Origin of the sequence: Pseudomonas sp. SJZ079, assembly GCF_007993865.1 — a bacterium.
In the GTDB taxonomy this organism is placed as follows: domain Bacteria; phylum Pseudomonadota; class Gammaproteobacteria; order Pseudomonadales; family Pseudomonadaceae; genus Aquipseudomonas.
Genome location: NZ_VIUH01000040.1, coordinates 1 through 20,051, shown reverse-complemented (window position 1 = coordinate 20,051; position 20,051 = coordinate 1). Strand labels below are relative to the sequence as shown.

General features: G+C 62.3%; 16 protein-coding genes and 2 pseudogenes. 16 read left to right on the top strand and 2 right to left on the bottom strand.

The window, feature by feature from the left end:
• Positions 1-40 precede the first annotated feature (40 nt).
• From nuoG to nuoN, 8 genes are read left to right on the top strand one after another with little or no spacing between them, the layout of a single operon-like run.
• Entirely contained in the window at positions 41-2,752 is a 2,712-nt protein-coding gene (gene nuoG, locus FBY03_RS22180; RefSeq protein ID WP_147174512.1) for an NADH-quinone oxidoreductase subunit NuoG, read from the top strand.
• Positions 2,749-3,729, top strand: a complete 981-nt coding sequence (gene nuoH, locus FBY03_RS22175) for an NADH-quinone oxidoreductase subunit NuoH (protein WP_147174511.1) — start codon at positions 2,749-2,751, stop codon at positions 3,727-3,729. Before nuoG ends, nuoH begins: the two co-directional genes overlap by 4 nt.
• A gap of 11 nt (positions 3,730-3,740) precedes the next feature.
• Positions 3,741-4,289 (top strand): NADH-quinone oxidoreductase subunit NuoI, encoded by a 549-nt coding sequence (nuoI, locus tag FBY03_RS22170; RefSeq protein ID WP_147174510.1) that lies wholly within the window; start codon positions 3,741-3,743, stop codon positions 4,287-4,289.
• A gap of 16 nt (positions 4,290-4,305) precedes the next feature.
• Complete coding sequence (nuoJ, locus tag FBY03_RS22165) at positions 4,306-4,806, top strand: NADH-quinone oxidoreductase subunit J (RefSeq protein ID WP_147174509.1); 501 nt, start codon at positions 4,306-4,308, stop codon at positions 4,804-4,806.
• Positions 4,806-5,114, top strand: a complete 309-nt coding sequence (nuoK, locus tag FBY03_RS22160) for an NADH-quinone oxidoreductase subunit NuoK (protein ID WP_025166353.1) — start codon at positions 4,806-4,808, stop codon at positions 5,112-5,114. The genes nuoJ and nuoK overlap by 1 nt, the downstream gene beginning before the upstream one ends.
• Positions 5,111-6,958 carry an NADH-quinone oxidoreductase subunit L gene (nuoL, locus tag FBY03_RS22155; RefSeq protein WP_147174508.1) on the top strand — a complete coding sequence of 616 codons (1,848 nt, stop codon included), beginning with the start codon at positions 5,111-5,113 and terminating at the stop codon, positions 6,956-6,958. Before nuoK ends, nuoL begins: the two co-directional genes overlap by 4 nt.
• Positions 6,959-6,983: 25 nt before the next feature.
• Complete coding sequence (nuoM, locus tag FBY03_RS22150) at positions 6,984-8,516, top strand: NADH-quinone oxidoreductase subunit M (protein ID WP_147174507.1); 1,533 nt, start codon at positions 6,984-6,986, stop codon at positions 8,514-8,516.
• Positions 8,517-8,521: 5 nt separating this feature from the next.
• Positions 8,522-9,985, top strand: coding sequence for an NADH-quinone oxidoreductase subunit NuoN (gene nuoN / locus FBY03_RS22145; protein ID WP_147174506.1), 1,464 nt, complete (start codon positions 8,522-8,524; stop codon positions 9,983-9,985).
• Between the two features lie 84 nt (positions 9,986-10,069).
• Here the strand turns inward: nuoN and FBY03_RS22140 are convergent, their stop codons facing one another.
• On the bottom strand, positions 10,070-11,389 hold the full coding sequence (locus FBY03_RS22140; protein ID WP_147174505.1) for a Na+/H+ antiporter family protein: 1,320 nt from the start codon (positions 11,387-11,389) through the stop codon (positions 10,070-10,072).
• 275 nt (positions 11,390-11,664) lie between these two features.
• Here FBY03_RS22140 and FBY03_RS23640 point away from each other — a divergent pair.
• The 5 genes and pseudogenes from FBY03_RS23640 to FBY03_RS22120 all read left to right on the top strand — a co-directional run.
• Positions 11,665-12,903, top strand: a pseudogene (locus tag FBY03_RS23640) (chemotaxis protein); the annotation flags it as partial.
• Positions 12,904-13,293: 390 nt separating this feature from the next.
• Positions 13,294-13,809: pseudogene (locus FBY03_RS23635) on the top strand (methyl-accepting chemotaxis protein); the annotation flags it as partial.
• A 177-nt stretch (positions 13,810-13,986) separates the two neighbouring features.
• Positions 13,987-14,583: an NADPH-dependent FMN reductase gene (locus FBY03_RS22130; RefSeq protein ID WP_147174503.1), complete on the top strand. Its 597-nt coding sequence runs from the start codon at positions 13,987-13,989 to the stop codon at positions 14,581-14,583.
• 213 nt (positions 14,584-14,796) lie between these two features.
• On the top strand, positions 14,797-15,876 hold the full coding sequence (locus tag FBY03_RS22125) for a patatin-like phospholipase family protein (RefSeq protein WP_147174502.1): 1,080 nt from the start codon (positions 14,797-14,799) through the stop codon (positions 15,874-15,876).
• 69 nt (positions 15,877-15,945) lie between these two features.
• Complete coding sequence (locus tag FBY03_RS22120) at positions 15,946-16,791, top strand: hypothetical protein (protein ID WP_147174501.1); 846 nt, start codon at positions 15,946-15,948, stop codon at positions 16,789-16,791.
• Positions 16,792-16,927: 136 nt separating this feature from the next.
• Here the strand turns inward: FBY03_RS22120 and FBY03_RS22115 are convergent, their stop codons facing one another.
• The gene (locus FBY03_RS22115; RefSeq protein ID WP_147174500.1) at positions 16,928-17,599 is read right to left on the bottom strand and encodes a hypothetical protein; all 672 of its coding nucleotides are present in this window, start codon (positions 17,597-17,599) and stop codon (positions 16,928-16,930) included.
• 625 nt (positions 17,600-18,224) lie between these two features.
• Here FBY03_RS22115 and FBY03_RS22110 point away from each other — a divergent pair.
• The 3 genes from FBY03_RS22110 to FBY03_RS22100 all read left to right on the top strand — a co-directional run bounded on the left by FBY03_RS22110 (position 18,225) and on the right by FBY03_RS22100 (position 19,962).
• Entirely contained in the window at positions 18,225-18,494 is a 270-nt protein-coding gene (locus tag FBY03_RS22110) for a hypothetical protein (protein WP_147174499.1), read from the top strand.
• A 188-nt stretch (positions 18,495-18,682) separates the two neighbouring features.
• Positions 18,683-19,678, top strand: a complete 996-nt coding sequence (locus FBY03_RS22105) for a GlxA family transcriptional regulator (RefSeq protein ID WP_147174498.1) — start codon at positions 18,683-18,685, stop codon at positions 19,676-19,678.
• Between the two features lie 38 nt (positions 19,679-19,716).
• On the top strand, positions 19,717-19,962 hold the full coding sequence (locus FBY03_RS22100) for a DUF1272 domain-containing protein (RefSeq protein ID WP_147174497.1): 246 nt from the start codon (positions 19,717-19,719) through the stop codon (positions 19,960-19,962).
• Positions 19,963-20,051 lie beyond the last annotated feature (89 nt).

Below are 20,051 nucleotides of genomic sequence, written 5' to 3'. Positions count from 1 at the left end.
CAGCCACGCCCGCCACAGCGAACCGGAAGATAACTGAGCCATGGCCACTATCCATGTAGACGGCAACGCGTTCGAGGTCGACGGTGCAGACAACCTGCTGCAGGCCTGCCTGTCGCTGGGCCTGGATATTCCCTACTTCTGCTGGCACCCGGCACTCGGCAGCGTGGGCGCCTGCCGGCAGTGCGCGGTCAAGCAGTTCAGCGACGCCAACGACACCCGCGGGCGCCTGGTGATGGCATGCATGACCCCGGCGACCGACAACAGCTGGATCGCCATCGACGACGAGGAGGCCAAGCAGTTTCGTGCCAGCGTGGTCGAGTGGCTGATGACCAACCACCCGCATGACTGCCCGGTATGCGAGGAAGGGGGGCATTGCCACCTGCAGGACATGACGGTGATGAGCGGACACAACCAGCGCCGCTACCGTTTCAGCAAGCGCACCCACCAGAACCAGGACCTGGGGCCATTCATCGGTCATGAAATGAACCGCTGCATCGCCTGTTACCGCTGCGTGCGCTACTACAAGGACTACGCCGGTGGCAGCGACCTGGGCGTCTATGGTGCCCACGAGAACGTCTATTTCGGCCGCGTGGAAGACGGTGCACTGGAGAGCGAGTTCTCCGGCAACCTGACCGAAGTCTGCCCGACCGGGGTGTTCACCGACAAAACCCACTCCGAACGCTACAACCGCAAGTGGGACATGCAGTTCGCCCCGAGCATCTGCCATGGCTGTTCGGTCGGCTGCAACATCAGCCCCGGCGAGCGCTATGGCGAGATTCGGCGCATCGAAAACCGTTACCACGGCGCCATCAACCACTACTTCCTCTGCGACCGTGGGCGCTTCGGCTACGGCTACGTGAACCGCGCCGATCGTCCGCGCCAGCCGCTGCTGGATGGCCAGCCGCTGGACCTGGATGACGCGCTGGATCAGGCCGCCGCCTTGCTCAAGGGCAAGCGCATCCTCGGCATCGGCTCACCGCGCGCCAGCCTGGAGAGCAACTTTGCCTTGCGCGAACTGGTCGGCGCCGAACACTTCTACAGCGGCATCGCCGCCGACGAACTGCAACACTTGCGCCTGGCCCTGGATATCCTGCAGCGCAGCCCGCTGCCGATTGCCTCGCTACGCGAGATGGAAAGCCACGACGCGGTACTGGTGCTCGGCGAGGACCTGACCCAGACCGCGGCGCGCATCGCCCTGGCGCTACGGCAGACGGTAAAGGGCAAGGCCGTGGCGATGGCCGCAGCGATGAAAATCCAACCCTGGTTGAATGCCGCGGTGCAGAACATCGGCCAGCACAACCTGTATCCGCTGTTTATCGCCAGCGTCGAGGCCACCCGGCTCGACGATGTCGCCGAAGAGTGCGTGCACGCCGCCCCGGACGACCTGGCCCGCCTCGGCTTCGCCGTGGCCCACGCCCTGGATCCCAGTGCACCGGTGGTGAATGGTCTGGATGAGCAGGCGGCGGCCCTCGCCGAACGTATCGCCGCCAGCCTGCTTCAGGCGCAACGCCCGCTGATCATCGGCGGCACCTCGCTGGGTAACCGGGCCCTGCTCGAGGCCACGGCGAATATCGCTAAAGCCCTGCATGCACGCGACAAACAAGGCTCGCTCAGCCTGGTGGTCGCCGAGGCCAACAGCCTGGGGCTGGCGTTGCTCGGCGGCGACTCGGTCGATGCCGCGCTGCAAGCCATGAGTGAGGATCAGACCGATGCCGTGATAGTGCTGGAGAACGACCTGTATCGCCGAGCCAGCAGCGCAACGGTCGAGCGCGCGCTGAGCGCCGTAGCGACGCTGATCGTCGCCGATCACCAGCGTACTGCCACAGCCGAGCGCGCCGACCTGCTGCTGTCGGCGGCCAGCTTCGCCGAGGGCGACGGCACCCTGGTCAGCCAGGAAGGCCGCGCCCAGCGTTTCTTCCAGGTATTCGAGCCCAGCTACCAGGATGCCACCAATTGCGTGCGTGAAAGTTGGCGCTGGCTGCATGCCCTGCACAGCACCCTGCAAGGCAAGGCCGTGGATTGGACCCAGCTCGATCAGGTCACGGCCGCCTGCGCCGCCAGCACAGCGGCATTGGCCACCATTGTCGAGGCGGCGCCGGATGCCGGGTTTCGCATCAAGGGGCTCAAGTTGGCTCGCGAACCGCACCGTTACAGCGGCCGCACCGCCATGCGCGCCAATATCAGCGTGCACGAACCACGCACGCCGCAGGATCAGGACAGCGCTTTCGCCTTCTCCATGGAGGGCTACTCCGGTTCGGCCGAGGCGCGCCAGCAAGTGGCCTTCGCCTGGTCTCCGGGCTGGAACTCACCGCAGGCCTGGAACAAGTTTCAGGATGAAGTCGGCGGCCATCTGCGTGCCGGCGACGCGGGCGTGCGTTTGATCGAGCCGCAAGGCGATCGCCTCGCCTGGTTCGAACAGATCCCCGACGCATTCACCCCTGCCGCCAATCGCTGGCAAGTGGTGCCCTGCCATCACCTGTTCGGCAGCGATGAAAGCAGCGCATTGGCCGCACCGATCCAGGCGCGCATACCCGAGCCCTATGCGCTGTTGAGCGAAGCGGACGCCAGCCATCTGGGCCTCAGCGAAGGTTGCCTGCTCAACCTGCTCGTCGCCGGTCAGCCGTTGCAGGTGGCGCTGCGCATCAGTACACAACTGCGCGAAGGCCTGCTCGGTCTGCCGCTCGGCCTACCGGGTATGCCGCCGCTGCTGTGCGGCCTGACGGTGGACGCGCTAGCGGAGGTCCAGGCATGAGCTGGCTGACCCCCGAACTGCTAGAGGTCATCGTCGCGGTGCTCAAGGCCATCGTGATTCTGCTGGTGGTGGTGGTTTGTGGCGCGCTGCTCAGCTGGGTCGAACGGCGCCTGCTGGGGCTCTGGCAGGACCGCTACGGGCCCAACCGGGTCGGCCCGTTCGGCGCCTTTCAGATCGCCGCGGACATGATCAAGATGTTCTTCAAGGAGGACTGGACGCCGCCGTTTGCCGACAAATTCATCTTCACCCTGGCCCCGGTGCTGGCCATGAGCTCCCTGCTGATCGCCTTCGTCGTGGTGCCGATCACCCCGACCTGGGGCGTCGCCGACCTGAATATCGGCCTGCTGTTCTTCTTCGGCATGGCCGGTCTGACGGTGTACGCGGTGCTGTTCGCCGGCTGGTCGAGCAACAACAAGTTCGCCCTGCTCGGTAGCCTGCGTGCCTCGGCGCAGACGGTGTCCTACGAAGTCTTCATGGGCCTGGCGCTGATGGGCGTAGTGGCCCAGGCCGGCTCGTTCAATCTGCGCGAGATAGTCGAATACCAGCACCAGCACCTGTGGTTCATCCTTCCGCAATTCCTCGGTTTCTGCACCTTCTTCATTGCCGGGGTGGCGGTGACCCACCGCCACCCCTTCGACCAGCCCGAAGCCGAACAGGAACTGGCCGACGGTTACCACATCGAATACGCCGGGATGAAATGGGGCATGTTCTTCGTCGGCGAATACATCGGCATCGTGCTGATCTCGGCGCTGCTGGTCACCCTGTTCTTCGGCGGCTGGCATGGGCCTCTGTTGCCCCCGTTCACCTGGTTCGCGTTGAAGACCGGCTTCTTCATCATGCTGTTCATCCTGCTGCGCGCATCTATTCCGCGGCCGCGCTATGACCAGGTGATGGCGTTCGGCTGGACCTTCTGCCTGCCATTGACCCTGATCAACCTGCTGGTGACCGGCGCCCTGGTGCTGGTCGCCGCCAACTGAGGAGAACCGGCATGTTCAAGCACATTCTCCACATCCTCCACGGCACCTACACCCAGCTGCGCAGCCTGCTGATGATCTTCAGTCATGCCTTTCGCAAGCGCGACACCCTGCAATACCCGGAGGAGGCGGTGTACCTGCCGCCACGCTACCGCGGTCGTATCGTATTGACCCGCGACCCGGACGGCGAGGAGCGCTGTGTGGCCTGCAACCTCTGCGCCGTGGCCTGTCCGGTGGCCTGCATTTCCCTGCAGAAAGCCGAAACCAGCGATGGCCGCTGGTACCCGGAGTTCTTCCGGATCAACTTCTCGCGCTGCATTTTCTGCGGCCTGTGCGAGGAGGCCTGCCCCACCACGGCAATCCAGCTGACCCCGGACTTCGAGATGGCCGAGTTCAACCGCCAGGAACTGGTCTACGAGAAGGAGGACCTGCTGATCGCCGGCCCCGGCAAGTACCCGGACTACAACTTCTACCGGGTGGCCGGCCTGGCCATCGCCGGCAAACCTAAGGGCGCCGCGCTGAACGAGGCCGAACCGGTCAATGTCAAGGGATTGCTGCCATGAGCCCAAGGAGCCACTGATGGAGTTCGCCTTCTATTTCGCCGCCGGCGTCGCCGTGGTTGCCACCTTGCGGGTGATCACCCACACCAACCCGGTGCATGCCCTGCTCTACCTGATCATCTCCTTGCTGGCGGTGGCCATGTGCTTCTTCGCCCTCGGCGCCCCCTTCGCCGGCGCCCTGGAGATCATCGTCTATGCCGGCGCGATCATGGTGCTGTTCGTCTTCGTGGTGATGATGCTCAACCTCGGCCCAGTGGCCAGCGAACAGGAGCGTCACTGGCTCACGCCGGGCATCTGGAGCGGCCCGGCGCTGCTGTCGCTGCTGCTGCTCGGCGAGCTGCTCTACGTCCTGTTCGGCACCAGCAGCGGCGCGACCTTGGGCGTGCACAGCGTAGATGCCAAGGCCGTCGGCATCAGCCTGTTCGGGCCTTACCTGCTGGTCGTCGAATTGGCTTCGATGCTGCTGCTGGCGGCACTGGTCGCCGCCTTTCACCTTGGCCGACAGGAGGCGAACAGATGATCGGGTCAATTCCCCTCGAACACGGCCTGGCACTGGCCAGTGTGCTGTTCTGCCTGGGCCTGGTCGGGCTGATGGTGCGGCGCAACATCCTGTTCGTGCTGATGAGCCTGGAGATCATGATGAACGCCGCCGGCCTGGCCTTTATTGTCGCAGGCAGCCGCTGGGGCCAGGCCGATGGCCAGGTGATGTTCATTTTGGTGATCAGCCTGGCGGCCGCCGAAGCGAGCATCGGCCTGGCGATTCTGCTGCAGCTGTACCGACGTTTTCACACCCTCGACATCGATGCTGCCAGTGAGATGCGCGGATGAACCTTCTCTTCCTGACTGTATTGTTTCCCCTGCTCGGCTTCTGTGTGCTGGCGTTCTCCCGCGGGCGCTTGTCGGAGAACCTCACGGCGCTGATCGGGGTCGGCTCGGTCGGCCTCGCGGCGTTGACCGGGCTGCTGGTCGGTTGGCAGTTCTTCACCACAGCGCCCGTTGATGGCGCCTACGTGCAGACCCTCTGGCAGTGGCTGGCGGTGGACGGTTTCACCCCCAGCGTCTCGCTACGCCTGGATGGCCTGTCGCTGACCATGCTTGGGGTAGTCAGCGGCGTGGGCTTCTTCATCCACCTGTTCGCCTCCTGGTACATGCGCGGCGAAGAGGGTTATTCGCGGTTCTTCGCCTACATGAACCTGTTCGTCGCCAGCATGCTGTTGCTGGTATTCGGCGATAACCTGCTGCTGCTGTATTTCGGCTGGGAAGGCGTCGGCTTGTGCAGCTACCTGTTGATCGGTTTCTACTACCACAACCCGGCCAATGGCGGCGCCGCGCTCAAGGCCTTTATCGTCACCCGCGTCGGCGATGTGTTCCTGGCCTTGGGCCTGTTCGTGCTGTTTCACGCGTTCGGCACCCTGAATATTCAGGAGCTGCTGATACTGGCGCCGCAGCGCTTCGCCAGTGGCGATCCACTACTGACCGTCGCCACCCTGCTACTGCTGGGCGGCGCGGTGGGCAAGTCGGCGCAACTGCCGCTGCAAACCTGGTTGGCCGATGCCATGGCCGGCCCGACCCCGGTCTCGGCGCTGATTCACGCGGCGACCATGGTTACCGCCGGGGTCTACCTGATCGCCCGCTGCCACGGCTTGTTCAGCCTGACGCCCTTGACCCTGGAGCTGGTCGGCATCGTCGGTGGCGTGACTCTGTTGCTAGCCGGCTTCGCCGCGCTGGTGCAGACCGATATCAAGCGCATCCTCGCCTACTCGACCATGAGCCAGATCGGCTACATGTTTCTCGCTCTGGGCGTCGGCGCCTGGCAGGCGGCGATCTTCCACCTGATGATCCATGCGTTCTTCAAGGCCTTGCTGTTTCTCACCGCCGGTTCGGTCATCGTCGCCTGTCACCACGAACAGAACATCTTCAAGATGGGCGGCCTGCGCAAACCCTTGCCACTGGCCTACGCCTGCTTTCTGGTCGGAGGCTCGGCCTTGGCCGCTTTGCCCCTGATCACCGCCGGCTTCTACTCCAAGGACGAAATCCTCTGGGAGGCATTCGCCAGTGGTCATCAGGTGCTGTTACTGGCCGGGCTGATCGGCGCTCTGCTGACCTCGCTGTACACCTTCCGGCTGATTTTCATCGTCTTCCACGGCGAAGCGAAGAGCCAAGCCCACGCCGGCCATGGCATCGCGCACTGGCTGCCGCTGTCGGTACTGCTGGTACTGTCGACCTTCGTCGGCGCGCTGATCAGCCCGCCGCTGGCAGGTGTGCTGCCAGTCAGCGTCGGGCATGCCGGTGGCGAGGCCAAGCACAGCCTGGAACTGCTGTCCGGGGTGATCGCAGTGCTCGGCATCGGCATTGCCAGCGTGCTGTTCCTCGGCCGCCGCGACGCCGTCCGGCGTCTCGCCCTCAGCCCCTCAGGCAGCTTCTTCGCGGCCTGGTGGTTCGCCGCCTGGGGCTTCGACTGGCTCTACGACAAGCTGTTCGTCAAGCCCTATCTGTTGCTCTGCCGCCTGCTCGGCCGCGATCCGTTCGACCGCAGTATCGGCGTGTTGCCGCGCGTTGCCCGTGGCCTGCACCAGCTGCTCAGCCGCAGCCAAACCGGTCAGTTACGTTGGTATGCCCTGTCACTGGTCGGCGGCGCCGTGCTGTTGCTCGGCGTGTTGCAGGTGGCCTGATCATGGACTCAAGGAGCGCGACCCTGTGATTCTGCCCTGGCTCATTCTGATCCCCTTTATCGGCGGCCTGCTCTGTTGGCTGGCCGAGCGCCGTAGCCTGACCCTGCCGCGTTGGCTGGCCCTCGCGACCATGGGCCTGGAACTGCTGCTTGGCCTGTGGCTGTGGCACCAGGGCGACTTCCAGCTGGCCCCCGGCGGCGGTCGCGAGCCGAGCTGGGAGCTGGAGTTCAAGTACGGGTGGATCGAGCGGTTCGGCATCAGCATCCACCTGGCACTGGATGGCCTGTCGCTGTTGATGATCCTGCTCACCGGCTTGCTCGGGGTGCTCTCGGTGCTGTGCTCCTGGCGGGAAATCCAGAATCACGTCGGCTTCTTTCACCTCAACCTGATGTGGATTCTCGGCGGCGTGGTCGGCGTGTTCCTGGCCCTGGATCTGTTCCTGTTCTTCTTCTTCTGGGAAATGATGCTGGTGCCGATGTATTTCCTCATCGCACTGTGGGGCCATAGCGCGGCCGACGGCAAAACCTCGCGAATCAATGCGGCGACCAAGTTCTTCATTTACACCCAGGCCAGCGGGCTGATCATGCTGGTGGCGATTCTCGGTCTGGTGCTGGCCAATTTCCACAGCAGCGGCGTGCTGACCTTCGACTATGCCCTGCTGCTCAAGGCCGAGCTGGCGCCTGGGGTCGAGTACATCCTGATGCTCGGCTTCTTTATCGCCTTCGCGGTCAAACTGCCGGTGGTGCCGCTGCACTCCTGGCTACCGGACGCCCACGCCCAGGCGCCGACCGCCGGCTCGGTGGACCTCGCCGGTATCCTGCTGAAAACCGCGGCCTATGGTCTGCTGCGTTTCGGCGTGCCGCTGTTCCCCAATGCCTCGGCCGAATTCGCGCCCATCGCCATGGGCCTCGGCGTGCTCGGCATCATCTACGGCGCGCTGCTGGCCTTCGCCCAGACCGACATCAAGCGGCTGGTCGCCTACACCAGCGTGTCGCACATGGGCTTCGTGCTGATCGGCATCTATTCCGGCAGCCAACTGGCGCTGCAGGGCGTGGTGGTGCAGATGCTCGCCCACGGCCTGTCCGCCGCCGCGCTGTTCATCCTCTGCGGCCAGCTGTACGAGCGTCTGCACACCCGCGATCTGCGCGAAATGGGTGGTTTGTGGGGCCGCCTGAATTACCTGCCGGGGGTGATGCTGTTCTTCGCGGCCGCCTCGTTGGGCCTGCCCGGCACCGGAAACTTCGTCGGCGAGTTCCTGATCCTGCTGGGCACCTTCAAGGTCGCGCCGCTGGTCACCGTGCTCGCCACCGGCGGCCTGGTGCTGGCCTCGGTGTATTCGCTGATCATGATCCAGCGCGCGTTCTATGGGCCGGCCAAGGCCGAGGGACAGCTCAGGGGCCTGGATGGCCGCGAGCTGACCATGCTCCTCAGCCTGATCGGCCTGCTGCTGTGGCTAGGCGTCTACCCGCAACCGGCGCTGGATACTTCCTATGCCAGCATGCACGGCGTGCAGCAGTGGCTCGAGGCTGCCTTCTCCCAACTGATTACGGCCAGGTAGTACCCATGGACCTGACACAGCAGCACTTCATCGCCCTACTGCCGTTGCTGATCACCAGCGCCACGATCCTGGTGGTGATGCTCGGGATCGCCTGGCGGCGCAACCATACCCAGAGCTTCCTGCTCTCGGTGGTCGGCCTCAACCTGGCACTGCTGTCATTGATACCGGCGCTGCAGGTCGCCCCACTGCATATCACCGCACTGCTGACAGTGGATCGCTTCGCCTGTTTCTTCATGGCGCTGATCCTGGTGGCGACCCTCGCCTGCGTCACCCTGGCGCATGCCTACCTCGGCGAGAAGCAAGGCAAAGGCTACCCGGGCAACCGTGAAGAGCTGTACCTGCTGATGCTGCTGGCCGCCGCCGGCGGGCTGGTGCTGGTCAGCGCGCAACATCTGGCCGGGCTGTTTATCGGCCTGGAACTGCTCTCGGTGCCGACCTATGGGCTGGTCGCCTATGCCTTCTTCGACAAACGCTCGTTGGAGGGTGGCATCAAGTACATGGTGCTGTCCGCCGCCGGATCGGCCTTCTTGCTGTTCGGCATGGCCCTGCTGTACGCCGATGCCGGCAGCCTGAGTTTTGCCGGCATCGGTGCGGTGCTCGCGCCCGCCGCGCTGCCTGGCCCGCTGGTGCAACTGGGTATGGGCATGATGCTGGTCGGGCTGGCGTTCAAACTCTCGCTGGTGCCCTTTCACCTATGGACGCCGGACGTCTACGAAGGCGCGCCTGCACCGGTGGCGGCGTTTCTCGCCACCGCCAGCAAGGTCGCGGCATTCGCCGTACTGCTGCGTCTGTTTCAGATCTCGCCGGCCGCAGCGACCCCGGCCCTGCATGATCTGCTGGCGATCATCGCGGTCGCCTCGATCCTCTTCGGCAACCTGCTGGCCCTGCTGCAAACTAACCTCAAGCGCCTGCTCGGCTACTCCTCGATCGCCCACTTCGGTTACCTGCTGGTCGCCTTGATCGCCAGCCAGGGCTTGGCGGTCGAAGCCGTAGGCGTCTATCTGGCCACCTACGTACTGACCACCCTCGGCGCCTTCGGCGTGATCACCCTGATGTCGACGCCCTATGACGGCCGCGACTGCGATGCGCTGTATGAATACCGCGGCCTGTTCTGGCGCCGCCCCTACCTGACCGCAGTGCTCGCGGTGATGATGCTGTCGCTGGCGGGCATTCCGTTGACGGCGGGCTTTATCGGCAAGTTCTACATCATTGCCGTCGGGGTGCAGGCACAGCTGTGGTGGCTGCTCGGCGCCCTGGTGATCGGCAGCGCGATCGGCGTGTTCTACTACCTGCGGGTGATGGTCACCCTGTTCCTGATGGAACCCAATCTGCGCCGCCATGACGCCCCGTTCAACTGGGGCCAACGAGCCGGTGGGATGATGCTGCTGCTGGTCGCGGTACTGGCGTTCGTCCTTGGCGTCTACCCACAGCCGCTGCTGGCGATGCTCAGCACCATCACCTTGGGCTGAATAAAACCGGACGGCCATGCTAGTGGCCGCCCGCTAGTCGGTCTCTCACTTTGATGCTTACAGCTAGCGCCCTGGCTTCGAGCTTTACAGGACCATGGCCGCGACCCAGCCGAACACCAGCAGCGGCAGGTTGTAGTGCAGGAAGGTCGGCACCACGCTGTCCCAGATGTGGTTGTGCTGACCGTCCACGTTCAGCCCCGAGGTTGGCCCGAGGGTCGAATCCGAAGCGGGCGAACCGGCATCGCCCAACGCCCCGGCCGTGCCCACGATGCTGACAATCGCCAAGGGGCTGAAGCCCAACTGCACACCCAGCGGCACGAAAATCGCCGCAATGATCGGGATGGTGGAGAACGAGGAACCGATGCCCATGGTCACCAGCAGACCGACCAAGAGCATCAGCAAGGCGCCCACGGCTTTATCCTGACCCACCAGGTCGGCGGCGCTATCGACCAGGGTCTTGACCTCGCCGGTGGCTTTCATCACTTCGGCGAAACCGGCGGCGGCGATCATGATGAAGCCGATCATCGCCATCATCTTCATGCCTTCGGTGAACAGGCCGTCGGCCTCTTTCCAGCGCACCACGCCGGACACCGAGAAAATCACGAAGCCGCTCAGCGCACCGATGATCATCGAGTCCAACCACAACTGCACGACGAAGGCAGCAGCAATCGCCACACCGGCCACCAGCAAGCTCAGCGGGTTATAGGCCACATCGACGCGTTCGACCTGCTCGATCTTCGCCAGGTCGTAGACGCGCTTCTTGCGGTAGCTGAACAGCACCGCCACCGACAGACCGAACAGCATGCCCAGGGCCGGAATCGACATGGCCTCGGTCACGCTCAGGCCACGGATATCCACGCCGGCATTGGCTACGCTGGCCAGGAGAATCTCATTCAGGAAGATCCCGCCAAACCCCACTGGCAGGAACATATAGGGTGTGATCAAGCCGAAGGTCAGCACACAGGCGATCAAGCGGCGATCCAGTTGCAGCTTGCTCAATACATAGAGCAGCGGCGGCACCAGCAGCGGGATAAAGGCGATGTGAATCGGCAGGACGTTCTGCGAGGCAATCGCCACCGCCAACAGCAGCGCGATCAGCAGCCACTTGAGCAAACCAGCCCCCTGCACGTCCTGCGTGCCGACCATGGCCAGCGCCTTGTCGGCCAGCGCGTGGGCCAGGCCCGACTTGGCGATGGCCACGGCAAAGGCGCCGAGCAAGGCATAGGACAAGGCCACGGTGGCACCGCCGCCCAAGCCTTTATTGAAGGCGCCCAGCGAGCCCTCGACACCCAAGCCGCCAAGCAGGCCACCGGCCAAGGCGCCGACGATCAGGGCGACCACCACATGCACACGGCACAGGCTGAGGATCAGCATAATGCCGACCGCTGCGATTACTGCATTCATCAGGCGCTCCCAAGAAGCTTTGCGAAGAAAACCGCAGGGCTCGCCATGACTGACCAGCGCGCCCCGAAAAAAGCCGCGTACTCTGCCGCAAGCGTCATGGGCTGTCAAAAATGCGCCGTGTTAAATATCAACCGCACTGTGCATAATTCAACCCTGCTAATTTGTCCCTCGCTCCACGGCCCTACCAGCTGTCGCACAACTGCGCCTGGAGTGGTCAAGAAAGTCGCGCACGCGCCGATAGCGCATCTGTAGTCCCACGAAGAAAGGAACGCCGCATGTCGCCCAGTCGCCTGTCTATCCAGTGGAAAATTACCCTGCTGGCTGGTCTATGTTTATTTGCCATCGTCACCCTATTGGTCGGAGCCTCGCTCTACCAGTCCACGCGCAGCGCCGAGTTGGTGCGTGGCTCCAGCAGCAACATGCTGGAAGACAGCGCCAAACTGCGCCTACAAGCCCGCGGCGAATTGCAGGCGATCCGCATCCAGCGTTACTTCATGGACGCCTACCAGTACGGCAAGGGCTTTTCCCGGCAGATTCTGTTCCTGCGCGACCAGGCACAGAAGCGCTTTCTCGACGCTTTCGACCTGCGCGAAGACCTGACCCGGCAAGTGCGCAACAGCCTGGAGGCCAACCCCTCGTTGCTCGGCCTGTACCTGGTGTTCGAGCCCAATGCGCTGGACGGCAAGGACGAATTGTTCGCCGATCAGACCGATCTCGGCAGTAACGCCCAAGGCCGCTTCTCGCTGTACTGGTCACAACCCACGCCCGGCAAGCTCGAGTCGGAGGCACTGCCTGAAGACATGCTCAACGACACCAAGAGCGGCCCCAGTGGCGACCCCTACAACGCCTGGTACACCTGCCCACGCGACAGCCGCAAAGCCTGCGTGCTGGAGCCTTATTTCGACGATGTTGGCGGCAAGCAAGTGCTGATGACCAGCATCGCCTTCCCCCTGGAACTCGACGGCAAAGTGATAGGCGTAGTGGGCGTGGACATCAGCCTCGAGAGCTTGCAACAGCTGAGCCTGGACGCTAACAAGGAGCTGTATGACGGCCAGGGCCATGTCAGCATCTTCAGCCCGGCGGCGCTGCTGGCCGGTCATAGCCGCGACGCCAGTTTGCTCAGCGCTTCGGTCGACAAAGCCTTTGGCAAACACGCCGACGAGTTGCGTCCGTTGATCAGTGCTGGCCAGGCCGCCGTGCTCAATCACGACCACATGCTCCGCGTGCTGCAGCCCTTCACACCGATCCCCGATGCCAAACCCTGGAGCGCACTGCTCGAAGTACCCGAGCCCGTGATGCTCGAACCGGCTCTGCGACTCGGCAAACAGCTCGATCAGCAACGTACCAGCGACAGCACTGTCGCCCTGCTGATCGGCCTGGTGGCCGTGATTGGCGGCTTGTTGTTGATGTGGTTGACCGCCCGTGGCGTGACCCGGCCGATTCTTGGGGTGGCGGCCATGCTGCAAGGCATCGCCAGCGGCGAAGGCGACCTGACCCGTCGTCTGGAGTACGCCAAACAGGATGAACTGGGTGAGCTGGCCGGCTGGTTCAACCGTTTTCTCGACAAGTTGCAACCGATCATCGCCGACGTGAAGCACAGCGTGCAGGATGCCCGCAGCACCGCCGACCAGTCCTCGGCGATCGCCAGCCAGACCAGCGCCGGCATGCAGCAGCAGTTCCGCGAAGTGGATCAGGTGGCCACCGCCTTCCAGGAAATGAGCGCCACCGCCCATGACGTCGCGCACAACGCGGCGCAGGCCGCCGATGCCGCCCGCAGTGCCGACCAGGCCAGTCGCGAAGGCCTGGAGGTGATAGGTAAAACCACCTCGACTATCGAGCTGCTGGCTAAGGAAATGAACGTGGCCATGCAGGAAGTCGAAGGCCTGTCCTCCAGTAGCGAGCAGATTGGCTCGGTGCTGGAAGTGATCCGTTCGATTGCCGAGCAAACCAACCTGCTGGCCCTGAATGCCGCGATCGAAGCGGCGCGCGCCGGTGAGGCCGGTCGTGGTTTCGCCGTGGTCGCCGATGAGGTGCGCAACCTGGCCAAGCGCACCCAGGACTCGGTGGAGGAGATCCGCCAGGTCATCGAGGGTCTGCAAAGTGGCACCCGCGAGGTGGTCAGCACCATGAGCAGCAGCCATCGCCAGGCCCAGGGCAGCGTCGCGCAAGTCGAACAGGCGGTCGCCGCACTGCAGCGGATCAGTCAGTCGGTCAGCGTCATCAGCGATATGAACCTGCAGATTGCCAGCGCGGCCGAGGAACAAAGTTCGGTGGCCGAGGAAATCAATCGCAACGTCGCGTCCATCCGTGACGTCACCGAGTCCATCGCCAGCCAGGCCGATGAGTCGGCCCAGGTCAGTCAGAACCTCAACCGGCTGGCCAACCACCAGCAGAGCCTGATGGATCAATTCCGCGTGTAACCGGCCGCTTAAACCACTGCACTCGGCTGTGCAGTGGTTTGGTCTCGCCTGGCTTTGGCGCGCAACGTTGCTATACCCATTTGCTTGGCACCATTCGAGCGCCCTTCTGGCGCTTGCTTCCTTGCCGCGCAGGCCAGCCACCGCTAGCCTGCGCGCTTCTATTTAGGGGACAGGTGCATGCTCAATATCGCCTTGGTTGCCGGCTCCAGCCGCAACAACAGCCAATCGGGCAAAGTCGCTCGCTTTCTGCGCCAGCGTTTGATCCAGTTGGAACAAACCACTGAAGCGCTGAGCAACGTGATCGACCTCGGCCTGGCACCCTTGCCGCTGTGGCCGGCCGAAGACGGCGGTCCCTGGGAGCTCTACAGCCAACAGCTGAAAGCCGCCGATGCCCTAGTGATCATCGCTCCAGAATGGCATGGCATGGCCTGCCCGGCGATCAAGAACTTCTTCATCTACGCCAGCAAGGTCGAGCTGGCGCACAAGCCGGGCCTGTTGGTCGGTGTTTCTGCCGGTGTTGGCGGCGCCTATCCGATCAGCGAATTACGCGCGTCCAGCTACAAGAATTGTCGGCTCTGCTATGTACCCGAGCACCTGATCGTGCGTCGCGTCGAGCAAGTTCTCAATACTCCGCAAGCAGCCAGCGAAGACGAACAACGCCTGCACGCACGGATCGACTACGAGCTGGATATTCTAGTCAAGTACGCCAAGGCCCTGAAGCCGGTGCGCGAAAGCATCGACATGAGCAACCCGGCGTTTGCCAACGGCATGTGAAAACACCCTCGTACAAGACCAACCCAGCCCTGCCGTTCGCGGTGAAGCACGGCTTCTCGCAAGTGGCAGTCTGTTTGCACTGGATTGACTGAGGGCTTGCTGAGCCCTTAGGTGTTCGTTCATTTGGGGCACAGCCGCATCATTCAGGCGCTGAAGTCACTTGGCCCACTCGACCAGCCCCCTATAATCGCGAGCTGCGTGACGGAGGCGAACATGAGTGCAATTCAAATCAAGTCCCCTGCCCTGACGATCAAGGCCGGACCTAGAGCGTTGGCGCGTATCCGCGAGCGTGGTTTGCAGCCGGCGGACGTAGGCATTCTGCCCGGCGCCGCCGGTGGCCCTAAGGCGCTGGGAATCCAGGGGCTGGACCTGGCCCTGTTCGGCGACTGGTTGCCACGTGCGCCACGTGAGCGCTCGTTGATCGGCGCCTCGATCGGCTCCTGGCGCTTCGCCAGTGCCTGCCTGCCGAATGCTGCCGAAGGCATTCGCCGCCTCGGTGAGTTGTACACCGCCCAGCGCTTCGCCAAAGGCGTGAGCATGGCCGAGGTGTCACGCAGCTGCAGGCTGATGCTCGAGCAACTGTTGGCCGATCAGGATGCCCGTGTACTGAGCAACCCGCATTACCGCTTGAATATTGTGCTGGTGAAGAGCCATGGCCTGCTCCAGCACGATCACCGCGCAGCCCTTGGCCTGGGTTTGTCTTCGATGATTGGTAGCAACCTGATCGGCCGACCGCGCCTGGCCAGGCACTTCGAACGACTAATCCTGCACGACGCGCGACAGCTGCCGCCGCTGCACGAACTGCACGACTTCCCCTCACGCTACCTGCCACTGGACGCCAGCAACTTGCGCCACGCCCTGCTCGCCTCCGGTTCGATCCCGATGGTCATGCAAGGCGTGCGCGATATTCCAGGCGCAGGTCCCGGCACCTACCGCGATGGCGGCCTGCTCGATTACCACCTCGATCTGCCATACAACGGCCACGACATCGTCCTCTATCCACACTTCACCGACCGGGTGATTCCCGGCTGGTTCGACAAGGGCATGCCCTGGCGCCGTGGCGATACGGGGCGTTTGCGGGACGTACTGTTACTCGCCCCCTCCCGCGATTACCTGAGCCGCCTGCCGCACGACAAGCTGCCCGACCGCAAGGACTTCGCCCGTTTTGCCGGAGATGCCCCTGGGCGCGAGCGTTATTGGCGCATAGCCATGGACGCAAGCCGGCGACTCGGCGATGAGTTCCTCGAGCTGACGGAGAACGGCCGCCTGGCTGAGCGTATGCTGGCACTTTGACACAGCCGTGATTGCAGCGCCGCCAGTCAGCCGTTAGGCTGCCCGCCGCGCAACCAGGGAAGGATATACATGAAGCTCGCTGTCGCCATCATCCACGGCATTGGAACGCAACCTGACACCCGCAACGACGAAGGCCAGCATGAGTTCGCCCACGGTCTGATCGCCGGTCTGCGTCGGCGCCTGGGCTGCGAGGCCGAGCACGTGGCCTTCCAAAGCCTGTACTGGGCTAACGTGCTGGATAAACGTCAGTACGCCTATCTTGAGCAGTTACGCGATCAGCCGATTCGCTGGCGTTGGTTTCGCCGCCTGGTCACCCTGTTTCTGGGCGACGCCAGTGGCTACCGCAAGGTCAGCCAAGCCTACGACACCACCTACGAGCAAGTGCATCAAAGCCTGCGTAACGGCCTCAATGCCTTGCGCGCCAAAGTTGGCCCTGACACCCCCCTGGTGGTATTGGCGCATTCGCTAGGCGGGCATATTTTTTCGAACTTCGTCTGGGATCAACAAAGCATCAACCAGACCCCGAGCTGCCCGCGCGATCCGTTTCTGGCGCTGGAGACCCTGGCCGGGCTGGTCACCTTCGGCTGCAACATTCCGCTGTTCACCTTCGCCTTCGATCCGGTGGTGCCGATTCGCTTTCCGGGCCATTGCCTGAGCGAACCGCTGCTCGAACACGCTCGCTGGCTCAATCTCTATGCACCGGCCGACCTGCTGGGCTACCCGTTACGGCCGTTGCCGAGCTATGCCGCGGTGGTGGCCGAAGACCGTGCCATGCCCGTCGGCCCCTGGTACAAGCGACATACACCATTGAGTCACTTGGAATATTGGGAGGATAAACACTTCCAGACTTACGTCGCCGATTATTTACGGCAACTGTTAACCGCCTGCGACCTCAACAACTCAGGCCATGCGTAATACCCCATAAAAGACTTGGCGCCCTAGGCTTCTAACAACAATGCACGTGCTGTCAGAATCCGAGGGCGCCAAGTTGTGCAGCGCTAGAATTTAGCGCTCAGTAGCGATACCGCGTACCGCTTGATATTGCATTAAATCACTGTGTGGCCAGAGCTGGATTACGCGCCATGAAAGTGAATGCTGCGTCAGCACCATCATTCTCTTCGCGCTTTTTCGCCCAATGCGTCAACGCCGCCATCATGATGAAGCCACCGACAATCAATACCGGATAAGCAGCCAAAATTTCAGTCAGCGAGTATTTCCAGGACAACGGACGACCAACCCCCAGCATCGCCGCATAGAACCAGGACACACCCGAGAGCGCACCCGCAAAAAGCGCGAACATGCGCATGTTAAATTGCAGCTTCAGCAGCGAGCCTGCCTTCTCCAGCGCTGGCAATACCAGCCGATGCAGGAGCACGCCGTTGAACGTCAGCAACGAAACAATTGCAATTTTCGCTTGCAGCTTCGGATTGAGCAGATAGGACAAGCCTTTATCGGCAATGTCGATCCAGATGATTGCAAGACCAGTAATCCAAAGTACCGTCAATGCTCCAGAAACAGTCTTCTGTAAGCTTTCCATGTGCTGGGCATCTTGCAAGTGGGTCTTTTCACCCTTGATCAACTCTTTGATCATTGCGAAGTCACTGGTTAATACCATACCAATTGCCACGCAACAGGCGATCAAGTGCGCATAAACTGTCCCTAAACGCAAAAACTCCATGGCCGCTTTCTGTTCAAAAAGCGAAGTAATAACTGTCAGTTCCATGGGTACCTCATTTTCTAATCATGGACGAAACAGGTAGTCGACACTCACTGCTTCGTTTGTTTTTATGCTGCACCGAAGGAAAAATTTTCGGTGCCCTAATGGTCTCAGGTGAGAATAATTTTGTGCATATCCAGCCTAGCGAATGAACGTTTAATCATTCGTTTACCTCTTTTCAAAGTAAAAGCTTGCTCCCACATGGCTCGGCCACGTTTGAAGAACAGCTCCTGGTTTGGGTGAAAGCGAGGCTGAAGGGCTCGCCGTCTTTTGCGCTAGTTTATGAACAGCAGAATCTGAATCCGTTCATTTTTTGATCATAAAGTCCGATAAACGGTAGGGCCTTACCAGCGCAGCCGATTGCTGGCCACTTGCCCTCTTCATCGCGCCAGCTCAGTGCTGATCAGCCTTTCCGCCATGCCTGTGAGGTGTAAGAAAGCCGAAAACCTCTCAGCCCATCAAACGGGCCTGACATCCGATCGCCACTATTTTTTCGGCAGCTTTCGCATTTTTTGAACATACATGTGACTTGTTGGTCAATTGCAATCATCAACACTTATAACCGGCCAATGCAGCGCTCTATGCTGCTGGCCACTATGACATTTGGGATCAACGCGGAGAAACCGACCCCATGAACGCGCCACTGCGTTTCAACGAAGCACTGCTGATTGCCGACCGTGCCTTTCAACCTTTCCAATGCGTCGCCTGGGCCCCGCAAGACGGCACCGGCGAACTCAGCCTGACCGTCATCGACCGCACCAGTACTCGTCTGCTCGGCCGCACCCAACTGTCTAGCAGCATCTACAGCGACCCGGTGCAACTGGCCAACGTACTGAAAAAGTCTCGCGACGAACTGAGCCAGCAGGGTTTTGCTCTGGCCCCCTGGAGCATGCCGGAATAATGTATTCCGCCTGAAGGGCACCACTAATCGCTGCTGCTATATGCATAGCCTGTAGTGCCCTTTTTTATCCCGCTCCTTCTCTTCTCTGCCCCTGAGAGGGGGAATTGGCAATATCTGTGGGGTTATTGTCCTTGTTGCCACGCATTCGCTGAGCGCAGACTGCATCCATCGCTCATCGAGATCACCCCATGGATGCGCTGAAAACCATCGCCTGTCTACTTTACCCTGACGTAATGAGCCTGGATGTGACGGGCCCCTTGCAGGTATTCGCCTCGGCCAATGTCGAGCGTCAGCGCCAAGTCTTGCCGGCCGTCTATCGCTTGCTGGTGCTTGGCCAGCAGGCAGGTGCCATCGCCACTTCGGCGGGATTCCAACTGGTTGCCGAGCAAGCCTGGAGCGATATCGACGCCGCACAGATCGACACCCTGCTGATCCCAGGTGGCTTGGGTGAAAAGGCCCAGTGCCAGAACCCCGAGTTATTGGCCTGGTTGCGCGTCGTCGAGCCGCAGGTGCGCCGTTTGGGCTCGGTCTGCTCGGGCGCCCTGATCTTGGCCGCGGCCGGCTTACTCGATGGCCATCTCGCCACCACCCATTGGGCCGATGTAGAAACCCTGCGCCAGGACTATCCAGACGTCGAAGTACACGGCGATCGGCTGCACACCTATGACGCGCAAGGCCTGAACGGCGATGCGCATATCTTCACCTCGGCCGGGGTAACCGCCGGCATCGATCTGGCCCTGGCCCTGGTTGAGGCCGATCTCGGTCGGGCTCTTGCCCTGGCGGTTGCACGCCGGCTGGTGTTGTTCTTGCGCCGGCCTGGCGGACAGGCACAGTTCAGCGCCTTGCTCGCACCCGAGACCAGCCGCGTACCGCGTCTGGCTGAACTGCTCGAATGGATCCCCGCCCATCTGGGCGACAACCTGTCGCTGGAGACACTGGCCGCCCAGGCGCGAATGTCGCCCCGCACGCTGTCACGGCTATTCGTACAGGAGATGGGCATGGGACCGGGGCGCTATATCGAGCGTATCCGCCTGGAAGCTGCGCGCAACCTGCTGCAAGACGCACAGGCCTCGATCAGCACGGTGGCGCGCTTGACCGGTTTTGGTCACCCGGAAAACCTGCGTCGCACGTTCCACAAGCATTTGGCCGTGAGCCCCCAGGAATACGCCGAACGCTTCACCTGATACTTCATCCCATCCAGACGACTGTCCAGGAGTTGAACATGCTGCAACTGCGCCCGAACTGCGAATGCTGTGACCGCGACTTGCCAGCCGATACCCACGACGCGCTGATCTGCTCGTTTGAATGCACCTTCTGCCGAGATTGTGCGGATCAGCGGTTGTCAGGCATCTGCCCCAACTGTGGCGGCGAATTAGTGCAACGGCCACGCCGGCCGGCAAATACCTTGGCGCAGTTCCCAGCATCCAAGCAGCGCATCCATTCGGCCACTGGTTGCTCGCCCAGCTAGTGTTCCGTCCCTCAAATAACTACTATTAATCGAGTGTATTGAGGGGCGGAGGCGGGGCTATGAGAACAGGCCGACCGAAGGCTGAGCTG